Here is a 23,182-nt window from a genome sequence, read left to right as displayed (position 1 = left end):
ACCGGGTCCGTGCAGGGAGGACGTTATGCGCAAGCTGACCTATTTCGTGGCATCGACGATCGACGGCTTCATCGCCGCCGAGGACGGGACGCTGGACTTCTTTCCGGTAGGTGGTGACCACGGGCCCGCGATCATCTCGCAGTACCCGGAAACCCTGCCGACCAAGGTGCGCGAGGCGCGCGGGATCGCCGCGGGCAACATCTACTTCGACACCGTGATCATGGGCCGCAAGACCCACGACTTCGGCGTCCGCACCGGCACCGCCAGCCCGTATGAGCACCTGCGCCAATACGTGGTGTCCACGACGCTGCCCGAAGCGCCCGCGCCGGGCGTGGAACTGATCGCCGAGGACCCGACCGCCGCGGTGCGTGAACTCAAACGCGAGGACGGACTGGGGATCTGGCTCTGCGGTGGCGGTGAACTGGCGCAGGCGCTGCTGCCCGAGATCGACCAGGTGTTCCTGAAGCTGCACCCGGTGGTGCTCGGTACCGGAAGGCCGCTGTTCGGCGGCGGAGCGAAACTGCCCGCGCCGGAGCGGTTCCGGGTGATCACCAGCCGGGTATACGCCGACGGCGTCGCGTTCCTCAAGTACGGCCGGATCAAGTAGCCGCGATGACATCGGCGGCGAGTCCGGGTCCGGTGGCGGCGCTGCGTGAGGTCGGGTTCTGGCTCGAACGCGGCCGTGCCGAAACGCACCGGGTGAAGGCTTACCGCCGAGCCGCCGATATCGTCGCCGGACTCGCCGACGCCGAGTTCGCCACTCGTGCGAGCGAACACAGCTGGCGCGAGCTCGCCGGGATCGGGCCGAAGACGGCGGCCATCATCGAACAGGCCTGTGCCGGTGAGGTTCCCGACTATCTGGCCGAGCTCCGCAAGGAGGCGAAGCCGATCGCACCGGCGGGCGAGCAGTTGCGCGCCGCGCTGCGGGGGGATCTGCACACCCACTCGGACTGGTCCGATGGTGGCAGTCCGATCGCGGAGATGATGGGCGTCGCGGCCGCGCTCGGCCACGAATACTGCGCGCTGACAGACCATTCGCCCCGCCTCAAGGTCGCCAACGGCCTGTCCGCCGACCGGCTCCTGCGCCAACTCGACGTGATCGCCGAACTCAACGAGCAGATGGCACCGTTTCGCATCCTCACCGGCATCGAGGTCGACATCCTCGACGACGGCACCCTGGACCAGCGCGCAGATCTGCTCGAACGCCTGGATGTCGTTGTCGCCAGCGTGCATTGGCACCTGCGCGACGACAGCGACACCATGACCAAGCGCATGGTCTACGCGGTCGCGAACCCCCACGTCGATATCCTCGGCCACTGCACCGGTCGCCTCGTGGAAGGGGCCAGAGGCACCCGCCCGGAGTCGTCGTTCGACGCCGAACTCGTCTTCGAAGCCTGCCGCCGCTACGGCACCGCCGTCGAAATCAACAGCCGTCCCGAACGCCGTGATCCGCCCGGGCGTTTGATCGAACTGGCCGTCGAGATGGACTGCATGTTCAGCATCGACACCGACGCCCACGCGCCGGGCCAACTGGCGTGGCAGGGTTACGGATGCGAGCGGGCACTGGCACACGGGGTCACCGCCGAGAAGGTGATCGACACCTGGCCGGTCGAGGAGCTGCTGGCCTGGTGTCACGGGTCCGCCGGGTGAAGTCTTGTCCAACAACTGATTCGAGCCGCTGACTCGTCGCCCTCGCGTGGTATGAATCTACTCGCGACACGGGGCGGTGAGTTGGGGGACTGGTGAACGAAATTCCGATCGACATCGTGCTGTCGGTGATCGGCATCGCGGTGGCGGTAGCGGCCTTCCTGCGGGAGTTCGTCTTCGTCGGACGCAAGCATCTGGGCTATCGCGTGCAGATGAACACGCCGGTGAGCCGGATTCCGCTGATGGTGCCCAACGGGTCGGACATGACGATGGTGCTGATCCGGATCGAGAACGACGGCGGCACAGTCATCGATGACGACGACTACCGACCGGCCGATCGTCCGAGCCTGATCTTCCCGGGGCACAGTGTGCAGGCGACCGAGGTGACCGAGCGGGTCACCAGGTCCGGCGAGCGCCGGGCGCACGATCATTTCAGCAGCGAACTGCGCGCCATCGAAACCAGCACCACGGCCCAGGGGCAGGGCCGGATCGTGCTGCCGAGAGAGATCCTGCAGCGCGGCGAGCACTACAAGGTGCTGGCCTTGCTGCAGGCACAGGGTGCCGATCCGATCACCGATGACCGCGAGATCGTGGTCCACGGTGGCAATCTCAAGGGCGGCAGCATCCACATGACCACCACGCGGTCTCGGCGCGAGCCGTTGCTGTTGGGCTTCAGCCTGTTTCTGGCCGTCGTGTTCGTGATCCAGCTGATCTACGCTGTCGTGCAGCCGGATCCGCCGCCGAAGGACTGTGCCGACGGTCGACTCACCATTGTCGGGTCCACCGCCATGGCGCCGATGATCCGTCGGGCCGCGCAGAGTTACGAGAAGACCTGCACCGAAGCGAGTTTCGCCTTCGATTTCACCGGCACCGATCCCGGCCTTCGCACGCTGGCTCGCGCCGGACAGACCCCGAACATGCTCGCGATCGGTGACGGCGCCAAGGGCAACACCTTCGAGGGATTGATCGGGCGCCCGCTGGCAGTCGGCTCGTTTTCGATGGTCCTGCACCCCGGCGTCGGCCTGAAAGACCTCACGACCCAGCAGATCCGCGACCTGTATCGCGGAAATGTGAAGAACTGGAGCCAACTCGGCGGTCCCGACCTGCCCGTGGTGCTCATCGACCGGACGGCGGGCTCCGGCACCCGGCGTGCGCTGGAGTCGCGTCTGCTCGAGGACAACCGCAAGGTGTTCCGCTACACCAGCTGCTTCGGGATGGCGTCAGGTGGCGAACAGTGCGAGGTCGACCTCACCGAGGAAGTGGCAACGTTTGTTGCCAAAATCCCTGGAGCGGTGGGATACCTGGAGACCTCGGCGGTCACCGCGAAGATCGGCGCCACGTCGATCGACGGGGTGAGCGCTTCGCCGGACGCGGTGCGCGCGGGCCGCTACCCGTTCACTGGAGTCGAGTACGCCTACACCCACGGTCCGGTCGCCGGTGATTCGCTGGTTGCCCAGTTCATCGACTATCTGACCCACGGTAAGGCCAGGCTCACCATGATCGAGTTCGGAAATATTCCGTGTGTGGATCCCGTAGAGCCCGTCGTCTGTACGCCGTAGACCGCATCTGACCGCGTAATCTCCTGTCAGGCTGTAGGAATCGAGACCGAACATTTCCAGCAACACGCTGGTTTACTCTGCGGTAGCGGGGTACGTTCCTTGACGGCCCCTCTGTTCAGGCGGGCACCCGAAACGGTGCGCACTGCGTCTGGCCAGGCCAACCATGCCCCATGGACGGCGGTGAAGCTCTTGTCTCCACCTCCGCCGAGGCGGCCATCTCTTGTTCGCGCAAGTGTTGCGAGGTTGCGTCCCTGGAAGGAAGGTCATGAGTACAGACACGTCGGCAATGTCGCCGGTCGGTTTGTCCGCGTCCGATCTCTATTCGATCGATCACCACGGTGGTCCACTGCGGATCGCGATGGTTGTCCCACCCTATTTCGATGTCCCACCCAAGGCCTACGGCGGCGTCGAGGCCGTAGTCGCCGATCTGGTCGACTCACTGTGTGAGCGCGGCCATCACGTCACGCTGTTCGGTGCGGGTATAGATGGTACCCAAGCGAACTTCGTTCCGCTGTGGGACCGGATTCAGCCTGAACGATTGGGCGATCCGTTCCCGGAAATCGTGCACGCGCTACGGGTGCGCCGCGCGATCGAGCGGCTGGCCGATACCGAAGGCATCGACCTGGTCCACGACCACACTTTCGCGGGCCCGCTGAACGCGCCCGCCTACGCCAATCTCGGGTTGCCGACGGTGGTCACCGTGCACGGCCCGGTGCAGGACGACTGCTACCGCTATTACAAGGAACTGGGCCAGGAGTGTTCGCTCGTCGCGATCAGCGACCGTCAGCGCGCGCTGGCGCCCGATCTGCCGTGGGCAGGCCGGGTGCACAACGCGCTGCGGCCCGATCAGTGGCCGTTCGAGACCGAGAAGCAGGACTACGCGCTGTTCCTCGGCCGTTTCAGCGACGACAAGGGTCCGCATCTGGCGCTCGACGCCGCGCACGCCGCCGGCATGCCGCTGATCCTGGCGGGCAAGTGCAGTGAGTCGCCCGAAAAGGCCTACTTCGAGGAGTTCGTGCGCCCGCGGATGACCGACCAGGATCAGATGTTCGGTCTCGCCGACGCGGCCGCCAAGCGTAAACTCCTGTCCGGAGCAAAGTGTCTGCTGTTCCCCATTCGATGGGAGGAGCCGTTCGGCATGGTGATGATCGAGGCGATGATCTGCGGAACGCCGGTGGTCGCGTTGCGCGGCGGTGCGGTGAGCGAAGTGGTGGTCGACGGGGTGACGGGGCGGATCTGTGACGATCCCTCCGAACTGCCCGCCGCCATCGCCGAAGTCCAGACCTACGATCCGGCCCTGTGCCGGAAGCACGTGGTCGACAACTTCAGCGCCGACACCCTCGGCCGCGGCTACGAACAGGTCTATCGGGAACTGCTCGCCCGCACCACGATCGGGTACGACAGCGCGTATGCGATGCCGTTGCCCATCGGGGTGGCGGCCAACGGGCGCGCATGAGCACGGACAGCGCCTCGGCGCCGAGCCCCTTCAACGCGGGGGAACCCGCGGGGCTCGGTGGCGGCGGCGGCAACATCACCCTTGTCGAAGGCGGCACGTTCTGCCTGTCCGACCGGCTCGGCGATATCGAGCCGGGCAAGCCGCAGGGCCTGTTCTTTCGTGACGCCAGGGTGATTTCGCGCTGGGAGCTGATGATCGACGGCAAACGGCCCGAGGCGCTGTCGGTGCTGAGCCCGGAGGCCTTCGCGGCACGGTTCGTGCTGCGCAGGCCTCCGCAGCAGGGTCGGGCAGACAGCACCCTGCTCGTGGTGCGTGATCGGCTCGTCGCCGAGGGCATGCACGAGCTGATCACGCTGGAGAACATGAGTCGCGAGGCGACGGCGGTGGTGCTGGAACTGCACGTCGACGCCGATTTCGTCGATCTGTTCGCGGTGAAGGAAGGCCGCACGCACGGGCGCCGCGCGGAGATGACGACCACCGACGGTGAACTGTTGCTCCACGACCGTGCCGATCTGTCGCGTGGGCTCGCGCTCACCTCGACGATCGAGCCGATGGTGTTGCCCGGCACCATGATCTGGCGGGTCGTGGTCCCGGCCGGTGGGCGCTGGCAGACCGAGATCACCGCGCAACCGGCGGGCGCCGCGCAGCGCCCGCAGACCAGCGGCACGCCGGGCGAGCGCTACCGGGCGAGCGAGCCGGTGCGCAAGATCCAGGCATGGCGGGCCACCGCCACCGATATCTCCGCCGATTCGGGTCTGCTCAACCAGATCCTGCGCCGCAGTGAAAGCGATCTGGGCGCGTTGCAGATCCACACCGATTCGGGCACCAACCGGCCCTTCGTAGCGGCGGGCGCGCCGTGGTTCATGACGCTGTTCGGCCGCGATTCACTGCTCACAGCGTGGATGTCGCTGCCGTTGGAAACCGATCTGGCACTGGGCACTTTGCAGCAGCTGGCCGAGTTGCAGGGCCAGACGATCGACCCGCTCGTGGAGGAGGAGCCGGGCCGGATCATGCACGAGATGCGGCGCGGTCCCTCGGTGGGTCAGGTGCTCGGCGGGCAGATCTATTACGGAACTGTCGACGCCACACCGCTTTTCGTGATGCTGCTCGCCGAATGCCTCCGGTGGGGCGCGGATCCGGGATCGATCGCCACCCTGCTGCCCGCGGCCGACGCCGCGATCAGCTGGATCACCGATTTCGGCGACCGCGACGACGACGGTTTCGTCGAGTACGTGCGCGCCACCGACCGCGGCCTGATCAATCAGGGCTGGAAGGACAGTTTCGACGGAATCAACGACGCCGCCGGACATATCGCCGAAGCGCCGATCGCCTTGGCCGAGGTGCAGGGGTATGTGTACGCGGCGTTCCTGGCCCGCGCGGAACTGGCCGACCAGTTCGACGACCCCGATCTGGCCGTGCGGATGCGGGAGCGGGCCGACGAGTTGCGCACCAAGTTCGCCGAGCAGTTCTGGCTACCCCATTACGGGTGGTACGCGGTGGCCTTGGACGGTCGCAAGCGGCAGGTCGACGCGTTGACCAGCAATGCGGCGCACTGTCTGTGGTCGGGCATCGCGACCGACGAACACGCCGAGATCCTGATCCGGAATCTGGCTCGGGCAGAGATGGATTCGGGATTCGGCCTGCGCACGCTGGCATCGGATATGGGTGCGTACAACCCGATGAGTTACCACAGCGGGTCGATCTGGCCGCATGACACGGCGATCGCAGTCGCCGGGTTGATGCGGTACCAGCATGTGCCGGGCGCGGTGGAACTGGCGACGAAGCTGTCGGGCGGTCTGCTCGACGCCGCCGCCGCGTTCGACGGTCGGTTGCCCGAGTTGTTCTGTGGTTTCCCGCGATCGAGATTCGCGGCCCCGGTGCCGTATCCGACCTCGTGTTCGCCGCAGGCGTGGGCGAGCGCGGCGCCGTTGCTGCTGGTTCGATCGTTCCTCGGGCTCGACCCCGATGTGCCCGCCAAGACGTTGACGTTGCGGCCGCAGGTGCCCCCGGCGTGGGGATGTGTGCGGATGTCGGAGTTCCGGCTGGGCGAGGGGGTGACGGTGGATCTCGAAGTGTGTGGGTCCGCGGTGACCGTGACCGGTCTGCCGGATGGGTGGGCATTGGTGACAGACGAGGACTAGCGAGACAAGCGAATCGGGGCCGGATCTGCCCAGATCCGGCCCCGATCGCTGTGTTCAGCCCGCGAACGGGTAGCGGGCGTCGAGATCGAGGTTGAGTTCGACGACGTTCACTCGCGGCTCACCGAGGAAACTGAGTGTGCGCCCGTCGGTGTGCGCGTCGAGGATCTCACGGACCTGCGTGGCGGTGATGCCGCGCGTCTTCGCCACCCGCTCGACCTGGATGGCCGCGTACTCGGGGGAGATATGCGGGTCGAGGCCGCTGCCGCTCGCCGTGACCGCGTCGGCGGGCACCGCTGGATCGGCGGAGGCGTCTCCGATGATCGGGATGGTCCGGCCGACCGAGTAGTCCTCACCTTCCTTCGCGCACTCCACGGTGACACCGCGGAACGTGGTGAGGAACGGTTGCGCGGGGCAGAGCTCGTTGACGCTGACCACCTGCACCGGCCGTGACACATCACCATCGGTGTCACGCGGGCCGATCACCGAAAGCACGGAGCCGACACCGTCTTTCGTGCAGAACTGGCGGGTGCCGTCGACCCCCTCACGGTCGCCGACCTCCTTCGAGCGCGCGCACACCGTGGTGAGCAGGCTCGTGCGATCGGCCGAGTCGACGATATCTTCCGGACCGAGGTTGCTCGCGGCGGTGGACAGCGGGTCGTAGCCGTCGCCCGCGGCAGACGGGCGACTCTGGAAGTACTGACCCATCGCCTTGCCGTCGGCGTCGGTGAACGACTGCCCGATCAGGCTGGAACCCACCAGGTCGCCGTCTCGCTCGATGAGCGAGCCGTTGGCCTTGTCGTCGAGCCCGGGCAGCTGCGCGATCGCGAAAACCGCCACGGGATACACGATTCCGGTGATCACGGTCAGCACGAGCAGGGCGCGCAGGGCGGCCAGGTGCTGGCGGATCCAGGTAGACATACGCATTTCAGGACATCCCGGGGAGGAGTTGGACGAACAGATCGATGATCTTGATGCCGAGGAACGGCGCGATGATGCCGCCGAGGCCGTAGATCGTCAGGTTGCGGCTCAACAGCTTCGAGGCATTGCTCGGCCGGTAGTCGACACCGCGCAGCGCCAGTGGAATGAGCGCCACGATGATGATCGCGTTGAAGATGACCGCGGACAGGATCGCCGACTGCGGGCTGGCCAGACGCATGATGTTGAGCGCGTCCAGGCCGGGGAACAGGCCGACGAACAACGCGGGAATGATCGCGAAGTACTTGGCGATGTCGTTGGCGATGGAGAACGTGGTGAGTGCGCCGCGGGTGATCAGCAACTGCTTGCCGATCTCCACGATCTCGATCAACTTGGTCGGGTCCGAGTCCAGATCGACCATGTTGCCCGCCTCTTTGGCGGCCGAGGTACCGGTGTTCATCGCTACGCCCACGTCGGCCTGCGCCAGCGCGGGAGCGTCGTTGGTGCCGTCGCCGGTCATCGCGACGAGTCGGCCACCGTCCTGCTCCTTCTTGATCAGGGCGAGCTTGTCCTCCGGCGTCGCTTCGGCGAGGAAGTCGTCCACGCCCGCTTCGTCGGCGATCGCTTCGGCCGTCAACGGGTTGTCGCCGGTGATCATCACCGTGCGGATGCCCATGCGGCGCATCTCGTCGAAGCGTTCCCGCATGCCCTGTTTGACGACATCCTTGAGGTGGATGACGCCGAGCAGTCGTGGGGTGCCGTCCTTGACCTCACCGACCACCAGCGGTGTACCGCCGGACGCGGAGATGCCGTCGACGATTGCCGAGGCCTGCTCGGGAACCGAACCACCCTGGGCGCGAACCCATTCGATGACGGCGCCGGCTGCCCCCTTGCGCAGTTGGTGCCCGTCGGCGAGGTCGACACCCGACATGCGCGTCTGCGCGGTGAATTCCACCCAGGTGGCACCCGGCAGTTCCCCCGCGCTGCGTTCGCGCTTGTTGAACGTCTGCTTGGCGAACACAACGATCGACCGCCCCTCCGGCGTCTCGTCGGCGAGGCTGGAGAGCTGGGCCGCGTCGGCGAGTTCGTCGTCGAGAATTCCTGGCACCGGAACGAATTCGGCGGCCTGACGGTTGCCGAGGGTGATGGTGCCGGTCTTGTCGAGCAGCAGCGTGTTCACATCGCCCGCGGCCTCCACCGCGCGGCCCGACATGGCCAGCACATTGCGCTGCACGAGGCGGTCCATCCCGGCGATGCCGATGGCCGAGAGCAGTGCGCCGATGGTGGTCGGGATGAGGCAGACCAGCAGCGAGACCATCACGATCCCGGTGATGCCGTGCGCGTCCAGTGCCGAAGTATCAGGCACCCCGGGGCTGTTCGACTTGGCGAAGATCGCCAAGGGCTGCAGCGTGGTCACCGCGAACACGAAGATTATCGTGAGCGCGGCCAGCAGGATGTTGAGCGCGATCTCGTTGGGCGTCTTCTGCCTGCTCGCGCCTTCGACGAGCGCGATCATCTTGTCGATGAAGCTGGCCCCCGGCTCCTGGGTGATCTCGACGACGATCCGGTCCGAGAGCACCGTGGTGCCGCCGGTGACAGCGGAACGGTCGCCACCGGATTCGCGGATCACCGGCGCGGACTCACCGGTGATCGCCGACTCGTCCACCGAGGCGATGCCTTCGACGACGTCACCGTCACCGGGGATGACCTGGCCAGCCTCCACGACGACGAAGTCACCGCGACGCAGTTCGAGCGCGGCGACCCGTTCCTCGACAATTCGCCCACCGGGTGTCCAGTCGGCCAATCGGCGAGCGACGGTGTCGGTCTTGGCTTTTCGCAGGCACTCGGCCTGCGCTTTGCCGCGTCCTTCGGCGACGGCCTCGGCCAGGTTCGCGAAGATGACCGTAAGCCACAGCCAGACGACGATCGCCCAGGCGAAGAAGGTCGGGTCGCCGATCGCCAGGATGGTCGACCACACCGCGCCGATCTCCACGATCAGCATGACGGGGTTCTTCCACAGTGTCCGTGGGTCGAGCTTGCGGACCGCGTCGGGCAGTGAGGTGAGCAGCAGCTTCGGGTCGAGAACGCCCTTGCGCACGCCCTTGGTCCGCGGCGTGACCGGGGATTCGAGTGTGGGAGTTGTCATTTCAGTGAACTCCTTCGGCGAGCGGCCCGAGCGCGAGAGCGGGCAGGAAGGTGAGCGCGACCAGGATCACCGTCACACCGACGACCATGCCGACGAACTGCGGCCGGTGCGTCGGCAGCGTGCCGATCGACGCGGGGGTGGTGCCCTGGCTTGCCAGTGATCCGGCCAGCGCCAGCACGAAGATGATCGGCAGGAAGCGCCCGAACACCATCGCCAGCCCGAGCGCGGTGTTGAACCACTCGGTGTTGCCGGTGAGCCCGGCGAAGGCGGAACCGTTGTTGTTGGCCGCGGAGGTGAAGGCGTACAGCACTTCCGAGAGTCCGTGGGGGCCGCTGTTGAGCATGCTCGCCCGTTGGCCCGGCAACGCCATCGCGACGGACGTGCCGATCAGCACGATCAGCGGGCTCACCAGGAAATAGCAAGCCGCCAGCTTGATTTCGCGCGGGGTGATCTTCTTGCCGAGGTACTCGGGCGTGCGACCGACCATCAGACCGGCCACGAACACCGTGATCACCGCGAGGATCAGCATGCCGTAGAGGCCGGAGCCGACACCGCCGGGCGCCACCTCGCCCAGCTGCATGTTGAACATCGTCATCATGCCGCCGAGGCTGGTGTAGGAATCGTGGAACGAGTTCACCGCACCGGTCGAGGTGAGGGTGGTCGCACCGGCGAAGGTGGCCGAATCGGCTACGCCGAAACGGGTTTCCACGCCCTCCATCGACGCGCCGATCGCGGTCGGCACCGTCCCATGGGCTCGTAGCTGGAAGAAGTTGGTGAGCGTGATGCTGGTCAGGGCGATCGTTGCCATCACCGCCACGATCGCGTAGCCCTGCTTGGTGCTGCCGACCATCCGGCCGAACGTGCGCGGCAACGAGAAGGCGATCACCAGGAGCAGGAAGATCTCCAGGAAGTTCGTCCACGTGCTCGCGTTCTCGAACGGGTGCGCGGAGTTGGCGTTGTAGAAGCCGCCACCGTTGGTGCCCAGCTCCTTGATGACCTCCTGGCTCGCGACCGGACCACCGGTCAGGGTCTGCTGCGCGCCGCCGACGGTCTGGGCGACCTGATCGTGCAGATGGAAGTTCTGGATGACGCCACCGGCGACCAGCACGATCGCGAAGACGAACGCGATCGGCAGCAGGATGCGCAGGGTGCCGCGCACCAGGTCGACCCAGAAATTGCCCAGCTCACCGGTGTGGCGGCGGGCGAAACCGCGCACCAGGGCCACCGCCACCGCCATGCCGACGGCCGCCGAGACGAAGTTCTGCACCGCCAGACCGGCCATCTGTACCAGGTGGCCCTGGGTGGACTCGCCGGAGTAGTTCTGCCAGTTGGTGTTGGTGACGAAGCTGACCGCGGTATTCCACGCCAGCGCCGGGGTCATCTCGGTGCCGGGATCGTCGAGATGCAGCGGCAACGCGCCCTGGACCAGCTGGAAGAAGAACAGCAACAGGATGCCGACGGCCGAGAACGCCAGCACACTGCGGGCGTAGATCGGCCAGGTCTGCTCGACCTCGGGTTTCGCGCCGATGGCGCGGTAGATCAGCCGCTCGACGCGAGAGTGCTTGTCGGCGTTGTACACCCGGAACATGTAGTCGCCGAGCGGGACGTGCACCAGGGCCAGCGTGAGCACCAGGGCCGCCACGAAGGCGATCCCCGCGGTTGTCGTGTTCACCTAGAACCTCTCGGGGAAGAGCAGCGCCGCGACCATGAAGACGGCGACGAGAACGGCCAGGACCAGACCGACAAGGTTCGCGATCACAGCTTCTCCACTCCCCGCTGGATCAGGCCCAGCAGCGCGAAGATCGCCACGGTGAGCACCGTGAACACCACGACAGACATTTCCAACCTCCTTGCGCCCCGAGGTGGAGCACCTAGGCGAGTGAAACGCCGGATCGCGCCTCGGCGTGGCTTCCTTACGACTCCTTAGCGCCGTGGGGCCCGGCCTTTGCGGAATGTTGACGCGCGGGGCGTTCGACGGGTGTGAGGATGCCGTCAAAGCAGGGGCGATACCCGTCAACACTCCGTAAAGATCGAGATCAGGCGATCTTTCCGCAGAGAGAATGGGGCACCGGCTCGCGAAGGGCGCCGCCGGTTCCCTTGTTCACGGAAAGTGAGATCGCGGTGTCTGTAGTGACCCTTGCGGTGATCTTCGGTTTCGTCGGATCGCTGTTGCTGATCCGAGTGCTCGGTCGGCTGAACGCCTCACACGCGCCGATGGTGACCGTCGGTGTGTTGCCGCAGCGTCGGACGGCTGCGGCTCGCGGACACGCGATGATGGACAGGTGAAACGCGGACAACTGCGCATCTACCTCGGTGCGGCGCCGGGCGTCGGCAAGACCTACGCCATGCTCGGCGAAGCCCATCGACGGCTCGAACGCGGTCGCGATGTGGTGGCTGCCGTCGTCGAGACGCACGGACGGACGAAAACCGCGGAACTGCTGGAGGGGATCGAGCGGATCCCACCGACAATGGTCCCCTATCGGGGGACCGAACTGCCCGAACTCGATGTCGCCGCGGTGCTGGCGCGCAAACCCGCGGTGGTGCTCGTCGACGAACTGGCGCACACCAACGCTCCGGGCAGCGCGCACGAAAAGCGGTGGCAGGACATCGAGGAGTTGTTGGCCGCGGGCATCGATGTCATCTCGACGGTGAATGTGCAGCATCTGGAGAGCCTCAACGATGTCGTCGCGCAGATCACCGGCATCGAGCAGCGCGAGACCGTGCCCGATGCGGTGGTACGCGGCGCGGATCAGGTGGAGCTCGTCGATCTCACGCCGGAAGCGTTGCGGCGCAGGCTTTCCCACGGCAACGTCTACGCCGCCGACAAAGTCGATGCCGCGCTGCGCAACTACTTCCGCCCCGGAAATCTCACCGCGCTGCGGGAACTCGCGTTGCTGTGGCTGGCCGATCAGGTCGATGCCGCGCTGGCGAAATACCGGGCCGATCACAAGATCACCGAATTGTGGGAGGCGCGCGAGCGAGTGGTCGTCGCGGTCACCGGTGGGGCGGAATCGGAGACGGTCGTGCGCCGGGCGGGGCGGATCGCGTCCAAGTCCAGCGCCGATCTGGTGGTGGTGCACGTGGTGCGTGGCGACGGGCTCGCGGGCGTGTCGACCGAGCGGATGGCTCGGCTCCGCGAACTCGCGGCCGGGCTCAGCGCGTCGCTGCATACCGTGACCGGCGACGATGTGCCCGGCGCGCTGCTCGAATTCGCCCGTGAGGTCAACGCCACCCAGTTGGTGCTGGGGACCTCGCGGCGCTCGCGCTGGGCGCGGATGCTCGACGAGGGTATCGGCTCCACGGTGGTGCAGCGCTCGGGCAAGATCGACGTACACATGGTGACCCACGAGCAAGCCAACCGCGGTGTGCGAAGGCACTGGCTGCGCCCGCGTCGCCCGGTCACCGCGTGGGTGGCCGCCGTTGTCGTGCCGCTGCTGGTGAGCGGGATCTGCGCTGTGTTCCTCGACGGATATCTGCAACTCGGTGGGCTCAGCGCGGTGTTCTTCGTCGGTGTCGTCGCCGTCGCGCTGTTCGGCGGAGTGGTGCCCGCCGGGTTGTCGGCGCTGCTGTCCGGGCTGTTGCTCAACTGGTACTTCACCGCTCCGCGCTACAGCTTCACCATCGCCGAGCCGGACAATTTCGTCACGGTGGTCGTCCTGCTCATCGTCGCGATGGCGGTGGCCGCCCTGGTCGACGTGGCGGCGAAGCGAACGGTGCAGGCGCGCAAGGCATCCAGGGAAGCCGAGTTGCTGACGCTGTTCGCCGGTTCGGTGCTGCACGGCGCCGATCTGCCGAACCTGCTCGAGCAGGTTCGCGAGACCTACGGGCAGCGTGCGGTGAGTTTGCTGTGCGGCAACCAGAACGTCGCGGGGGTCGGCGTCGACCCACCGACCCGCCCGGCGGAGGCGGAGACCGTGATCGAGGCGGGCGACGCGATGAGCCACCTGCTGCTGGCCGGGCGCCCGATCGCGTCCGGAGAACGTCCGGTGCTCAACGCGGTCACCAACCAGGCCGTCGGACTGGTGCGCCAAGCCAGATTGGCCGACGAGGCCAGCGCGGCTGCCGCGCTCCTGGAAGCCGACCGGTTGCGCCGTGCGCTGCTCTCGGCCGTCAGCCACGACCTGCGCACACCGCTGGCCGGCGCCAAAGCGGCCGTGTCGAGCCTGCGCAGCGACGATGTGGAGTTCTCCGCCGAGGACACCGGCGAACTGTTGGAGGCGATCGAGGAGTCCGTCGACCAACTGACCGCGCTGGTGGGCAACCTGCTCGATTCCTCGCGGCTGGCGGTCGGTGTCGTCAGCCCCCAGTTGCGGCAGGTGTACATGGACGAAGCGGTCCACCGTGCGCTGGTCAGTGTCGGAATGGGGGCGCGTGGCCTGCGTCGCGCGGCGATGGACCGGGTGAAGGTCGACGTCGGTGAGGTGTCGGTGCTCGCCGACAGTGGCTTGCTCGAACGCGTGCTGGCGAATCTGCTCGACAACGCGCTGCATCATTCCGGCCGCGAGACTCCCGTGCGGGTCATCGCCGAACACGACGGCGACAGGGTGTCGATCGCGGTCGTGGACACCGGGCGCGGTGTCCCCCCCGGCACGGAGGAGGACCTGTTCGAACCGTTCCAGCGACTCGGCGACCGGGACAACACCACCGGCGTCGGCCTCGGTCTGTCGGTGGTGCGGGGGTTCGTCGAGGCCATGGGAGGCACGGTGCACGCTGAACCGACACCCGGCGGCGGGCTGACCATGCTGGTCGACCTGCCCTCGGGCGCCGCGCCGGAGGCGAGCGGTGACAGTGTGGCCGAATCCGACGAGACTGGCCGATGACCACTGCGACGCCCGAGCCACCGCGGTTCGCCGTGACAGCCGAGGCCGCCGACGCGATCGAGGCCCCCGACAGCACCACAGGAACGGTGATGACCGACAAGATCCAAGCACCAGCGGCTATCAAGGTATTGGTGGTCGACGACGAACCGCAGATCGTGCGAGCGCTGCGGATCAACCTCTCGGTGCGCGGATACGAGGTGATCACCGCGGGCAACGGGGCTGCCGCGCTGCGCGCCGCGGCGGAGAAGCACCCCGATGTGATCGTTCTCGACCTGGGCCTGCCGGATATGGACGGCATCGACGTGCTCGCGGGGCTGCGTGGTTGGACCTCGGCTCCCGTGCTCGTGCTGTCGGCACGCACCGATTCGGCCGACAAGGTCGAGGCGCTAGACGCGGGCGCCGACGACTACGTCACCAAACCGTTCGGCATGGACGAGTTGCTCGCACGGCTGCGCGCGGCCGTTCGTCGCGGTGCCAGCGCGACCGAGGCCGTCGACCCGGTGGTGGTCACCGACTCGTTCACTGTCGACCTCGTCGCCAAGAAGGTCACCAAGCAGGGTGCGCCGGTGCACCTGACGCCCACCGAGTGGGGGATGCTCGAGATGCTGGTGCGCCATCGCGGAAAACTGGTGGGGCGCAAGGAATTACTGCGTGAGGTATGGGGGCCCGCGTACGCGACCGAGACCCACTACCTGCGCGTCTACCTCGCGCAGCTGCGGCGCAAGCTCGAGGACGATCCGGCCAACCCGCGCCATCTGCTCACCGAGGCGGGGATGGGGTACCGCTTCCAGGAATGAGCGTGCGCCCGGTCACGTGCCCGGAATGCCGACGGTGGCGTGGACGTTCCCAGGCGTAAATCGTCCTCGAGCGAATGGCAGGATCTAGGCATGGCTGAGCAGACCGCACCCGTGACCAACGCCCCCACCGAACTGTGGGTCGAGCGCACCGGAACCCGTGCCTACACCGGGCGCAGCAACCGTGGCGCGGAGGTCTTGATCGCCTCCCAGGGTGTTCCCGGCGCCTTCACACCCGGCGAGCTGCTCAAGATCGCGCTGGCCGGCTGCACCGGGCTCAGCTCGGACCTGCCGTTGTCGCGTCGCCTCGGCGACGAGTTCGACGCCACCATCCGCGTCTCGGGCGACGCCGACCGCGAGAACGAGCTCTACCCGCAGCTCGACGAGGTCCTCGAACTCGACCTGTCCGAACTCGACGAGGCCGCGCGCGAACGACTACTGGTCACCGTGCAGCGTGCCGTCGACAAGGTGTGCACCGTCGGTCGCACGCTCAAAGCGGGCACGAAGGTGACGTTGACCTTCGACATCGACGCATGAGCGAAGAGCCGGTTCGGCTGAGCGCGTGGGTGCACGGCTACGTGCAGGGCGTGGGATTCCGGTGGTGGACGCGGTCGCGCGCACTGGAACTCGGCCTCGTCGGCTACGCGCGCAACCATCGCGACGGTCGCGTCCACGTTGTCGCCGAAGGGCCACGAACGGCGGGCGAGAAACTGCTGGAACTGCTACGGTCCGGCGAAGCGCCCGATGACTCTCGAGCCGTCGGGCACGCGACACATGGTCTGTCCGGGCGTGCTCCCGGGCGGGTAGACCTGGTTGTGGAAAGCTGGGAGCCCGCGCGGGGCGACATGACCGGATTCGAGGAGCGCTAGTGGTGACTGCGGGGGCTAGGGGGCGGCAGCGGTGAGCACACAGAACCCTGGACCGCCCGATCGACCGGAACAACCCTCGAACGGCGAGCCGGGCAGGTCCCCGTGGACGCCACCGGATCCCGGCGCGGGCTGGTCCGCGCCGGAGGCGAGTTCGACCCCGTCCGAGCCCGACGCAGGGGCGACGCCGCCCGCTTTCGGTACCGGCGGGCATCCCGTCGGCCAGCCGCAACCCGGCCGGATGTCGCGGCAGGAACCCGGCGTCACCCAGCCGCGTCCGCCGACCGTCGGCGAGGCACGCGCCAGGGACAAAGCGCGCAGGCAAGCCGACGAGGCCGAGCGAGCGGCGGCCGCGGCGGCGGAGGAGAAGCGGCGCAACCGCAAACGCGTGATGATCGGCGGCGTCGCCATCGTCGGCGTCGCCGCGCTCGTCGGCGGCGGCTACCTCGCCTACCGGGCGATCACCGCACCCGACCAGGTGACGGCCTCGTGCGTGCAGATCGACCAGAACGGGCAGGAAGTCGTTGTCCCCGATGACAAGTGCGGCGACGGCAAGACCAATTTCCGTAGCGAGGGCTCCGGCGGTGCCGGACTGCTGATTCTGGGCTGGCCGCAGTACCGCTACCACTACGGCGGCACACCGACGATCGGCAAGCCGCCGACGGGCGGCACCACGGTGAAACCGCGCAATGCCCAGATCACGACCAAGAGCGGCACCACGGTGCAGCGCGGCGGACTCGGCAGCAAGTCGACCGGCGGGAGTGGGTCGTAGATGCGCCGCAACAAGAGCACGCCACGGCGGGACTGGCAGCAGATCATCGAGAAGCAGGGCCTCGTCTACGGTGCGCCGGGGCGCGATGCCAGCGGTCAGCCGCGGCCGTACTGGGACGAGTCGGTGCACTACGAGTTCTCGATGGACGAGATCCTCGCGCTGGAAGCCGATGTGGAACTGCTCCAGTCGATGTGCCTGCACGCGGTCGAGCACGTCGTCCTCACCGAGCGCTTCGCCGATTTCGGTCTGCCGGAATGGACATGGGGCCCGATCGCCGAATCATGGCGTCGCAGTGACCCTTACGTGTACGGCCGGTTCGACCTGCGCTACGACGCGCGCCGCCCGGCCAAGCTGCTCGAATACAACGCAGACACTCCCACCTCGTTGCTCGAGGCCGCGATCATCCAGTGGCACTGGCTCCAGCAGGTGCATCCCGGTGGCGACCAATGGAATTCGCTGCACGAGAAGCTGGTGGAGCGCTGGACCGAACTGCGCGGCGTGCTGCCCGGTACCGAACTGCACTTCACCTGGTCGGGCGCCGACGCGACCGGCGAGGACAACGTCACCACCGCCTACATGCAGGAGACAGCGGCCGAAGCCGGTTTCGACACCGTCGCGCTGCCGATCGAGGAAGTCGGTTTCGATACCGAGCTGAACCGGTTCGTCGATCTGGCCGAGGCGCCGATCGAGGCGATCTTCAAGCTGTATCCGTGGGAGTGGATCCTCGACGACGACTTCGGCAAGCGCGTGGTCGGTAGCCTGCCCGCGACCGCGTGGGTAGAGCCGCTGTGGACCACGCTGCTGAGCAACAAGGCGATCCTGGCCATCCTGTGGGAGATGTATCCCGGTCACCCCAACCTGTTGCCCGCCTACCTCGACGACCCGCACGAGCTCACCGAATACATTCGCAAACCCAAGCTCGGCCGCGAGGGCGCGAACATGACCATCGTCGGCCCCGGCATGGAGACCGCGACCGGCGGCGTCTACGGCGCCGAGGGGTTCGTCTACCAATTGCTCGACCCGCTCCCGGAATTCGACGGAATGCGACCGGTACTCGGCGCCTGGGTCGTGGGTGACACCGCGGCGGGGCTCGGCATCCGCGAGACCGCGGGCCTGATCACCGATGACGGCGCCGCGTTCGTCCCGCACCGCATCGTCGACTGAAACCACTGACCTCACAACATTGTTCGAAAGGACCACGATGACCGCCCTCGCCCTGGAATCGGGTTATTGGAGTGCGCTCGGTGAAGGCGTCGGCGCCATCATCCTGTACTGCCTGATCGGCCTCGCGCTGATGCTGATCGGTTTCTTCGCCATCGATCTGACCACGCCGGGCAAGCTGCGCGATCTGGTGGTCGCGGGCAAGCCGAACGCGCTCATCGTCTCGGCGGCCGGAATGATCAGCATGGCGTTCATCGTCGTGTTCGCGGTGCTGGCCACCGGCGGCAGCGGCAAGCTGTCGGAAGGTCTGATCGCGGCGATCATCTACGGCCTGGTCGGCATCGTCGCGCAGGTGATCTCGGTGCGGGTGATCGAGAAGGTCACCGGCATCGACATCGGCCGCACCCTGCACGCCGAGACCTACACCCCCGAGGTTCTCGTCGTCGCCGCCGCGCACTTCGCGCTGGGTCTCGTGGTGGCCTTCGCCATCCTCTGAGCCGGTATGAACGGTTGACATCACACTGTGGAGGGTGGACGCTGGAAACCAGCACTCCACCGTGGATGTGACCGAGAGGACGTCGGCATGGATATCACCCCGGGTACGCGCGCGTCCGACGCCGAACGCAACGCGATCGTCGCCCAGTTGGGCACCCACCTGGCCGACGGCAGGCTCGACCTGGGCGAATACGATCTGCGGGTGGCCAAGGTCTACGCGACCGCCACGCGCGACGAACTCGCCGTCGTCCTGTCCGACCTGCCGCCGTTGACGAAACAGCAGCAGGCCGCGGCGCCCGCCGAGCGCGAGTCCGGTACGCGCTTCCCGGTCTGGCAGCGCATCGAGGCGGGCAGCTGGCTCGGCGTCAGCGTGATCGTGCTGGTCATCTGGGGTCTGATCTCGCTCACCGCGGGCGAGCTCACCTACTTCTGGCCGATGTGGGTGATCGGTCCGTGGGGCGCGGTCCTGGTCTTCCGCGTGATCACCGGCTGGGAAGCCACGCCGGGTACCCAGACTCATCTGCGCCGAATCCAGAAGCAGATGAATCACCTGAACCCCCACGGCGGCCCGCACCACCCATGAATCGCGCTCCTTCGTCCGACATGCCGAGGTAAGAACGTCGGTAACTCGTCGGGCGCAGGCAGACTCGACTATCGAGATGACCGCCGCTCGCCCGCGGTAAGCCCACTCGCCTAGGTCTTGCCCGAGTCCCGGGGAGGCGGAGGCGCTAGCATGGTTGCTCGCGCGCAGGAAGGGTCCTTGGTAGTGCATTTGAAGAGTCTGACGTTGAAGGGTTTCAAGTCCTTCGCGTCTGCGACCACTTTGCGCTTCGAACCGGGCATCACCTGCGTCGTCGGGCCGAACGGGTCCGGCAAATCCAATGTCGTGGACGCGCTCTCCTGGGTGATGGGCGAGCAGGGTGCCAAAGCGTTGCGGGGCGGGAAGATGCAGGACGTCATCTTCGCCGGGACCGTGGGGCGGGCGCCGCTCGGTCGCGCCGAGGTGACGCTGACCATCGACAACTCCGACGGCGCGCTGCCCATCGACTACGCCGAAGTATCGATCACCCGGCGGATGTTCCGCGACGGCGCGGGCGAGTACGAGATCAACGGCAGCACGTGCCGGTTGATGGATGTGCAGGAACTGCTGTCCGACTCCGGTATCGGGCGCGAGATGCACGTCATCGTGGGTCAGGGCAGGCTGTCGGCGATCCTGGAATCGCGGCCGGAGGATCGGCGCGCGTTCGTCGAGGAGGCCGCGGGCGTGCTCAAGCACCGCAGGCGCAAGGAGAAGGCGGTCCGCAAGCTCGACGCGATGCAGGCCAACCTCGCCCGGCTCACCGACCTCACCACCGAACTGCGCCGCCAGCTCAAACCGCTCAGCCGCCAGGCCGAGGTCGCCCGCCGCGCGCAGACCGTGCAGGCCGATCTGCGCGACGCCCGGCTGCGCCTGGCCGCCGACGACCTGGTGACCCGCCGTGGCGAGCTGGAGTCACAGCTCAGCAAAGAGGCCTACGCCCGCGAACAGCAGATAAACGTGCAGACCGAACTCGACGCCGCCAATGCCGCGCTCGCGCAGCAGGAGTTCCAGCTGTCGCGGCTCAGCCCCAGCGCCGAGGCCGCCGCGCAGACCTGGTTCCAGCTCTCGGCACTGGCCGAACGCGTGAACGCCACCATCCGCATCGCCAGTGACCGGGCCAGGCACTTGCACACCGAGGCCCCGGTCGGCACCGGCCGCGACCCGGACCAGCTCGAGGCCGAGGCCGATCGGATCGAAGCCGAAGAGGCCGAACTGCGGTACGCGGTCGAGATGGCCACCGAGACCCTCGAAGCCGCGCGCGAAGCCCTCGCCGAGCGGGAACAGGCCGCCAAGGCCGCCGAGCAGGCGCACCTGGCCGCGGTGCGCGCGATCGCCGACCGCCGCGAAGGGCTGGCCCGGCTGTCGGGCCAGGTCGACAACTTGCGCACCCGGGCCCAGTCCGTGGACGCCGAGATCGCGCGCCTGTCCGTCGCCATCGCCGACGCCCGGCACCGCGGTGAGACCGCGCAGGTCGAATACGACTCGGTACAGGACGAACTCGGCGAACTCGACGCGGGCGAGAAGGGCTTGGACGCCCAGCACGAACACGCCGTCGCCGCCCAGGAACTGGCCGACGAGCGCGTGCGGGAACTGCGGGAACTCGACCGGGAGGCGAGCAAGCTGGTTGCCCGGCTCGGTGCCCGCATCGAAGCGCTGGGCATGAACCTGGCCCGCAAGGACGGCGCGGCCTGGCTACTCGAACACGGCGTGAGCGGGCTCGGTGGACGGCTGTCGGGCCTGTTGCGTGTGCAGTCCGGGTTCGAGGCCGCTGTGGCCGCACTGCTCGGTCCGCTCGCCGATGCCATCACCGCCGATACCGCGACCGCCGCCGACTCGGCGGTGCGGGAACTGCGCAGTGGTGACGGCGGTCGGGTGGCGTTCGTCTTCGCCACCGACCGGGCGATACCGGCCGAACGTGCCGCGTTGCCCGCCGGTGCGCAGTGGCTCGCCGACGTGCTCGAAGGCGACGATCAGGTGCGACCCGCGCTGGCCGCGCTCACCGTCGACGTCGTGGTGGTCGATGATCTGGCGACCGCCACCGAGCTCGTCGCCCTGCGCCCGGAACTGCGGGTGGTGACCCGCGACGGTGACCTGGCCGGTGCGGGCTGGGTCGTCGGCGGCTCCGAACGGATGCCGAGCCAGCTCGAGGTCCAGGCCGACATCGACACCGCCACCGCGGAACTGGCGGCGGCGCAACGGCGGGCCGAGGAGTTGGAGGCGGCACTGGCCGGCGCGCTGGCCGAACAGACCGACCGCAAGGACTCCGCCGACCACGCGCTGATGGCGCTGCACGAATCCGATCAGGCGCTGCTGGCGATCTACGACCGGCTGGCCCGGGTCGGGCAGAGTGCGCGCGCGGCGCAGACCGAGGGGGAGCGGCTGGCCACCCAGCGCGCGGAAGCCGAAGCGGCGCGGGAGAAATCACTCGCCTCCCTCGCCGAACTCGAGGACCGGCTGCGTCACGCCGAGATCGAACACGACGGCAGCGACGACAGTTTCGGCGCCGCGAGCACCGAGACCGCGGGCTATGCCCGGGAAGAAGCCGCCGCCGCGCTCGCCGAAGCCCGGACCATGGAGGTCGAGGCTCGATTGTCCGTGCGCACCTCGGAGGAACGCGCGGAATCGGTGCGCGGCAAAGCGGATTCGCTGCGTAGGGCCGCCCGTGGCGAGCGGGAGGCCAGGGCTCGCGCCGAACGTGCCCAGGCGGCTCGGCGCCAAGCGGCCGCCGTGGCCGCGGCGGTCGCCGAATCGGGTAGCAGGATCAAGAACGAACTCGAGCAGGTCGTGGCCACCGCAGCGGCCCGGCGTGACGAATTGGTCCGTCGCCGTGGCGAATGCGCCGCCGCGCTGGAACAGGTGAAGGAACGCGCACGCGCGCTGAACACCCAGCTGGCCCAGCTCACCGACGCCGTGCACCGCGACGAAGTCGCCAAAGCCCAAGCGGCACTGCGCATCGAACAGCTCGAGACGACCATCTCCGAACAGTTCGGCATCGCGCTGGCCGACCTCGTCGCCGAATACGGGCCCGATGTGGTGCTGCCGCCCTCGGCGCTGGAGATGCACGAGTACGAGCAGGCCAAGGAGCGCGGCGAACAGGTCAGCGCGCCGCAGCCGATGCCCTACGACCGGCCGACGCAGGAGCGCCGCGCCAAGCGGGCCGAGAAGGACCTCACCACGCTCGGCAAGGTGAATCCCCTTGCGCTGGAGGAGTTCGCGGCCCTGGAGGAGCGCTACACCTTCCTCGCCACCCAGCTCGAAGACGTGAAGAACGCGCGCAAGGACCTGCTCGACGTGGTCGCCGAGGTCGATGCCCGCATCCTGCAGGTGTTCACCGAGGCCTACGCCGATGTGGAACGCGAATTCGTCGGTGTCTTCGGAAAACTGTTCCCCGGCGGTGAGGGCAGGCTGGTGCTCACCGATCCGTCGGACATGCTCACCACCGGCATCGAGGTCGAGGCCCGCCCACCCGGCAAGAAGGTCAAGCGCCTGTCGTTGCTCTCCGGCGGTGAGAAGTCGCTCACCGCGGTGGCTCTGCTCGTGGCGATCTTCCGCGCCCGCCCCTCGCCGTTCTACGTGATGGACGAGGTCGAGGCGGCGCTGGACGACACCAACCTGCGCCGTCTGATCGGCCTGTTCGAACAGCTGCGGGAGAAGAGTCAGCTGATCGTCATCACTCATCAGAAGCCGACCATGGAGATCGCCGACGCACTCTACGGCGTGAGCATGCGCGGCGACGGCATCACCCAGGTCATCTCGCAACGCCTGAACCGAGCCGAGGTCACCGGCCCCGACCCCGACCCGGTGCCGGCCTCCGCCTGAGGCCGGGTCGG

General features: G+C 67.6%; 19 protein-coding genes. 15 read left to right on the top strand and 4 right to left on the bottom strand.

The window, feature by feature from the left end; translation table 11 throughout:
- Positions 1 to 25: 25 nt before the first annotated feature.
- The 5 genes from QX204_RS22980 to QX204_RS22960 all read left to right on the top strand — a co-directional run bounded on the left by QX204_RS22980 (position 26) and on the right by QX204_RS22960 (position 6,803).
- Positions 26 to 607: a dihydrofolate reductase family protein gene (locus tag QX204_RS22980; RefSeq protein ID WP_194824137.1), complete on the top strand. Its 582-nt coding sequence runs from the start codon at positions 26 to 28 to the stop codon at positions 605 to 607.
- 5 nt (positions 608 to 612) lie between these two features.
- Positions 613 to 1,650 (top strand): PHP domain-containing protein, encoded by a 1,038-nt coding sequence (locus tag QX204_RS22975; RefSeq protein ID WP_301902218.1) that lies wholly within the window; start codon positions 613 to 615, stop codon positions 1,648 to 1,650.
- A gap of 92 nt (positions 1,651 to 1,742) precedes the next feature.
- On the top strand, positions 1,743 to 3,206 hold the full coding sequence (locus QX204_RS22970; protein WP_301902216.1) for a PstS family phosphate ABC transporter substrate-binding protein: 1,464 nt from the start codon (positions 1,743 to 1,745) through the stop codon (positions 3,204 to 3,206).
- Positions 3,207 to 3,492: 286 nt separating this feature from the next.
- Positions 3,493 to 4,662, top strand: a complete 1,170-nt coding sequence (locus tag QX204_RS22965; protein WP_301908084.1) for a glycosyltransferase family 4 protein — start codon at positions 3,493 to 3,495, stop codon at positions 4,660 to 4,662.
- The gene (locus QX204_RS22960; RefSeq protein ID WP_056811896.1) at positions 4,659 to 6,803 is read left to right on the top strand and encodes an amylo-alpha-1,6-glucosidase; all 2,145 of its coding nucleotides are present in this window, start codon (positions 4,659 to 4,661) and stop codon (positions 6,801 to 6,803) included. Before QX204_RS22965 ends, QX204_RS22960 begins: the two co-directional genes overlap by 4 nt.
- A gap of 54 nt (positions 6,804 to 6,857) precedes the next feature.
- Here QX204_RS22960 and QX204_RS22955 read toward each other — a convergent pair whose 3' ends face one another.
- The 4 genes from QX204_RS22955 to QX204_RS22940 all read right to left on the bottom strand — a co-directional run bounded on the left by QX204_RS22955 (position 6,858) and on the right by QX204_RS22940 (position 11,703).
- Positions 6,858 to 7,727, bottom strand: coding sequence for a potassium-transporting ATPase subunit C (locus QX204_RS22955; protein ID WP_301902215.1), 870 nt, complete (start codon positions 7,725 to 7,727; stop codon positions 6,858 to 6,860).
- A 1-nt stretch (position 7,728) separates the two neighbouring features.
- Positions 7,729 to 9,864, bottom strand: coding sequence for a potassium-transporting ATPase subunit KdpB (gene kdpB / locus QX204_RS22950; protein WP_301902214.1), 2,136 nt, complete (start codon positions 9,862 to 9,864; stop codon positions 7,729 to 7,731).
- Position 9,865: 1 nt separating this feature from the next.
- On the bottom strand, positions 9,866 to 11,536 hold the full coding sequence (gene kdpA / locus QX204_RS22945) for a potassium-transporting ATPase subunit KdpA (RefSeq protein ID WP_301902212.1): 1,671 nt from the start codon (positions 11,534 to 11,536) through the stop codon (positions 9,866 to 9,868).
- Between the two features lie 83 nt (positions 11,537 to 11,619).
- Entirely contained in the window at positions 11,620 to 11,703 is an 84-nt protein-coding gene (locus tag QX204_RS22940; protein WP_067449012.1) for a potassium-transporting ATPase, read from the bottom strand.
- A 282-nt stretch (positions 11,704 to 11,985) separates the two neighbouring features.
- On the opposite strand from QX204_RS22940, the gene QX204_RS22935 reads away from it, so the two are divergent.
- The 10 genes from QX204_RS22935 (at position 11,986) to smc (ending at position 23,171) form a co-directional block, all read left to right on the top strand.
- Positions 11,986 to 12,150 carry a hypothetical protein gene (locus QX204_RS22935; RefSeq protein WP_301902211.1) on the top strand — a complete coding sequence of 55 codons (165 nt, stop codon included), beginning with the start codon at positions 11,986 to 11,988 and terminating at the stop codon, positions 12,148 to 12,150.
- On the top strand, positions 12,147 to 14,684 hold the full coding sequence (locus QX204_RS22930; RefSeq protein ID WP_301902209.1) for a sensor histidine kinase: 2,538 nt from the start codon (positions 12,147 to 12,149) through the stop codon (positions 14,682 to 14,684). Before QX204_RS22935 ends, QX204_RS22930 begins: the two co-directional genes overlap by 4 nt.
- Before the next feature lie 89 nt (positions 14,685 to 14,773).
- Positions 14,774 to 15,481 (top strand): response regulator, encoded by a 708-nt coding sequence (locus QX204_RS22925; RefSeq protein ID WP_301908083.1) that lies wholly within the window; start codon positions 14,774 to 14,776, stop codon positions 15,479 to 15,481.
- 90 nt (positions 15,482 to 15,571) lie between these two features.
- Positions 15,572 to 16,015, top strand: a complete 444-nt coding sequence (locus QX204_RS22920) for an OsmC family protein (protein WP_062986925.1) — start codon at positions 15,572 to 15,574, stop codon at positions 16,013 to 16,015.
- Positions 16,012 to 16,347: an acylphosphatase gene (locus QX204_RS22915; RefSeq protein ID WP_301902206.1), complete on the top strand. Its 336-nt coding sequence runs from the start codon at positions 16,012 to 16,014 to the stop codon at positions 16,345 to 16,347. Before QX204_RS22920 ends, QX204_RS22915 begins: the two co-directional genes overlap by 4 nt.
- Positions 16,348 to 16,378: 31 nt before the next feature.
- Positions 16,379 to 17,116, top strand: a complete 738-nt coding sequence (locus QX204_RS22910) for a hypothetical protein (RefSeq protein WP_301902204.1) — start codon at positions 16,379 to 16,381, stop codon at positions 17,114 to 17,116.
- Entirely contained in the window at positions 17,117 to 18,280 is a 1,164-nt protein-coding gene (locus QX204_RS22905) for a glutathionylspermidine synthase family protein (protein ID WP_301902202.1), read from the top strand. It begins immediately after the preceding gene.
- 37 nt (positions 18,281 to 18,317) lie between these two features.
- Positions 18,318 to 18,773 (top strand): DUF350 domain-containing protein, encoded by a 456-nt coding sequence (locus QX204_RS22900; protein WP_301902200.1) that lies wholly within the window; start codon positions 18,318 to 18,320, stop codon positions 18,771 to 18,773.
- A gap of 87 nt (positions 18,774 to 18,860) precedes the next feature.
- Positions 18,861 to 19,355 (top strand): DUF1707 SHOCT-like domain-containing protein, encoded by a 495-nt coding sequence (locus QX204_RS22895; RefSeq protein WP_301902199.1) that lies wholly within the window; start codon positions 18,861 to 18,863, stop codon positions 19,353 to 19,355.
- A 183-nt stretch (positions 19,356 to 19,538) separates the two neighbouring features.
- Entirely contained in the window at positions 19,539 to 23,171 is a 3,633-nt protein-coding gene (gene smc / locus QX204_RS22890) for a chromosome segregation protein SMC (protein WP_301902198.1), read from the top strand.
- Positions 23,172 to 23,182: the final 11 nt, after the last annotated feature.

This window comes from Nocardia sp. PE-7, from assembly GCF_030486425.1.
In the GTDB taxonomy this organism is placed as follows: Bacteria; Actinomycetota; Actinomycetes; order Mycobacteriales; family Mycobacteriaceae; genus Nocardia; species Nocardia salmonicida_A.
This window is presented reverse-complemented; position numbering and strand designations above follow the sequence as displayed.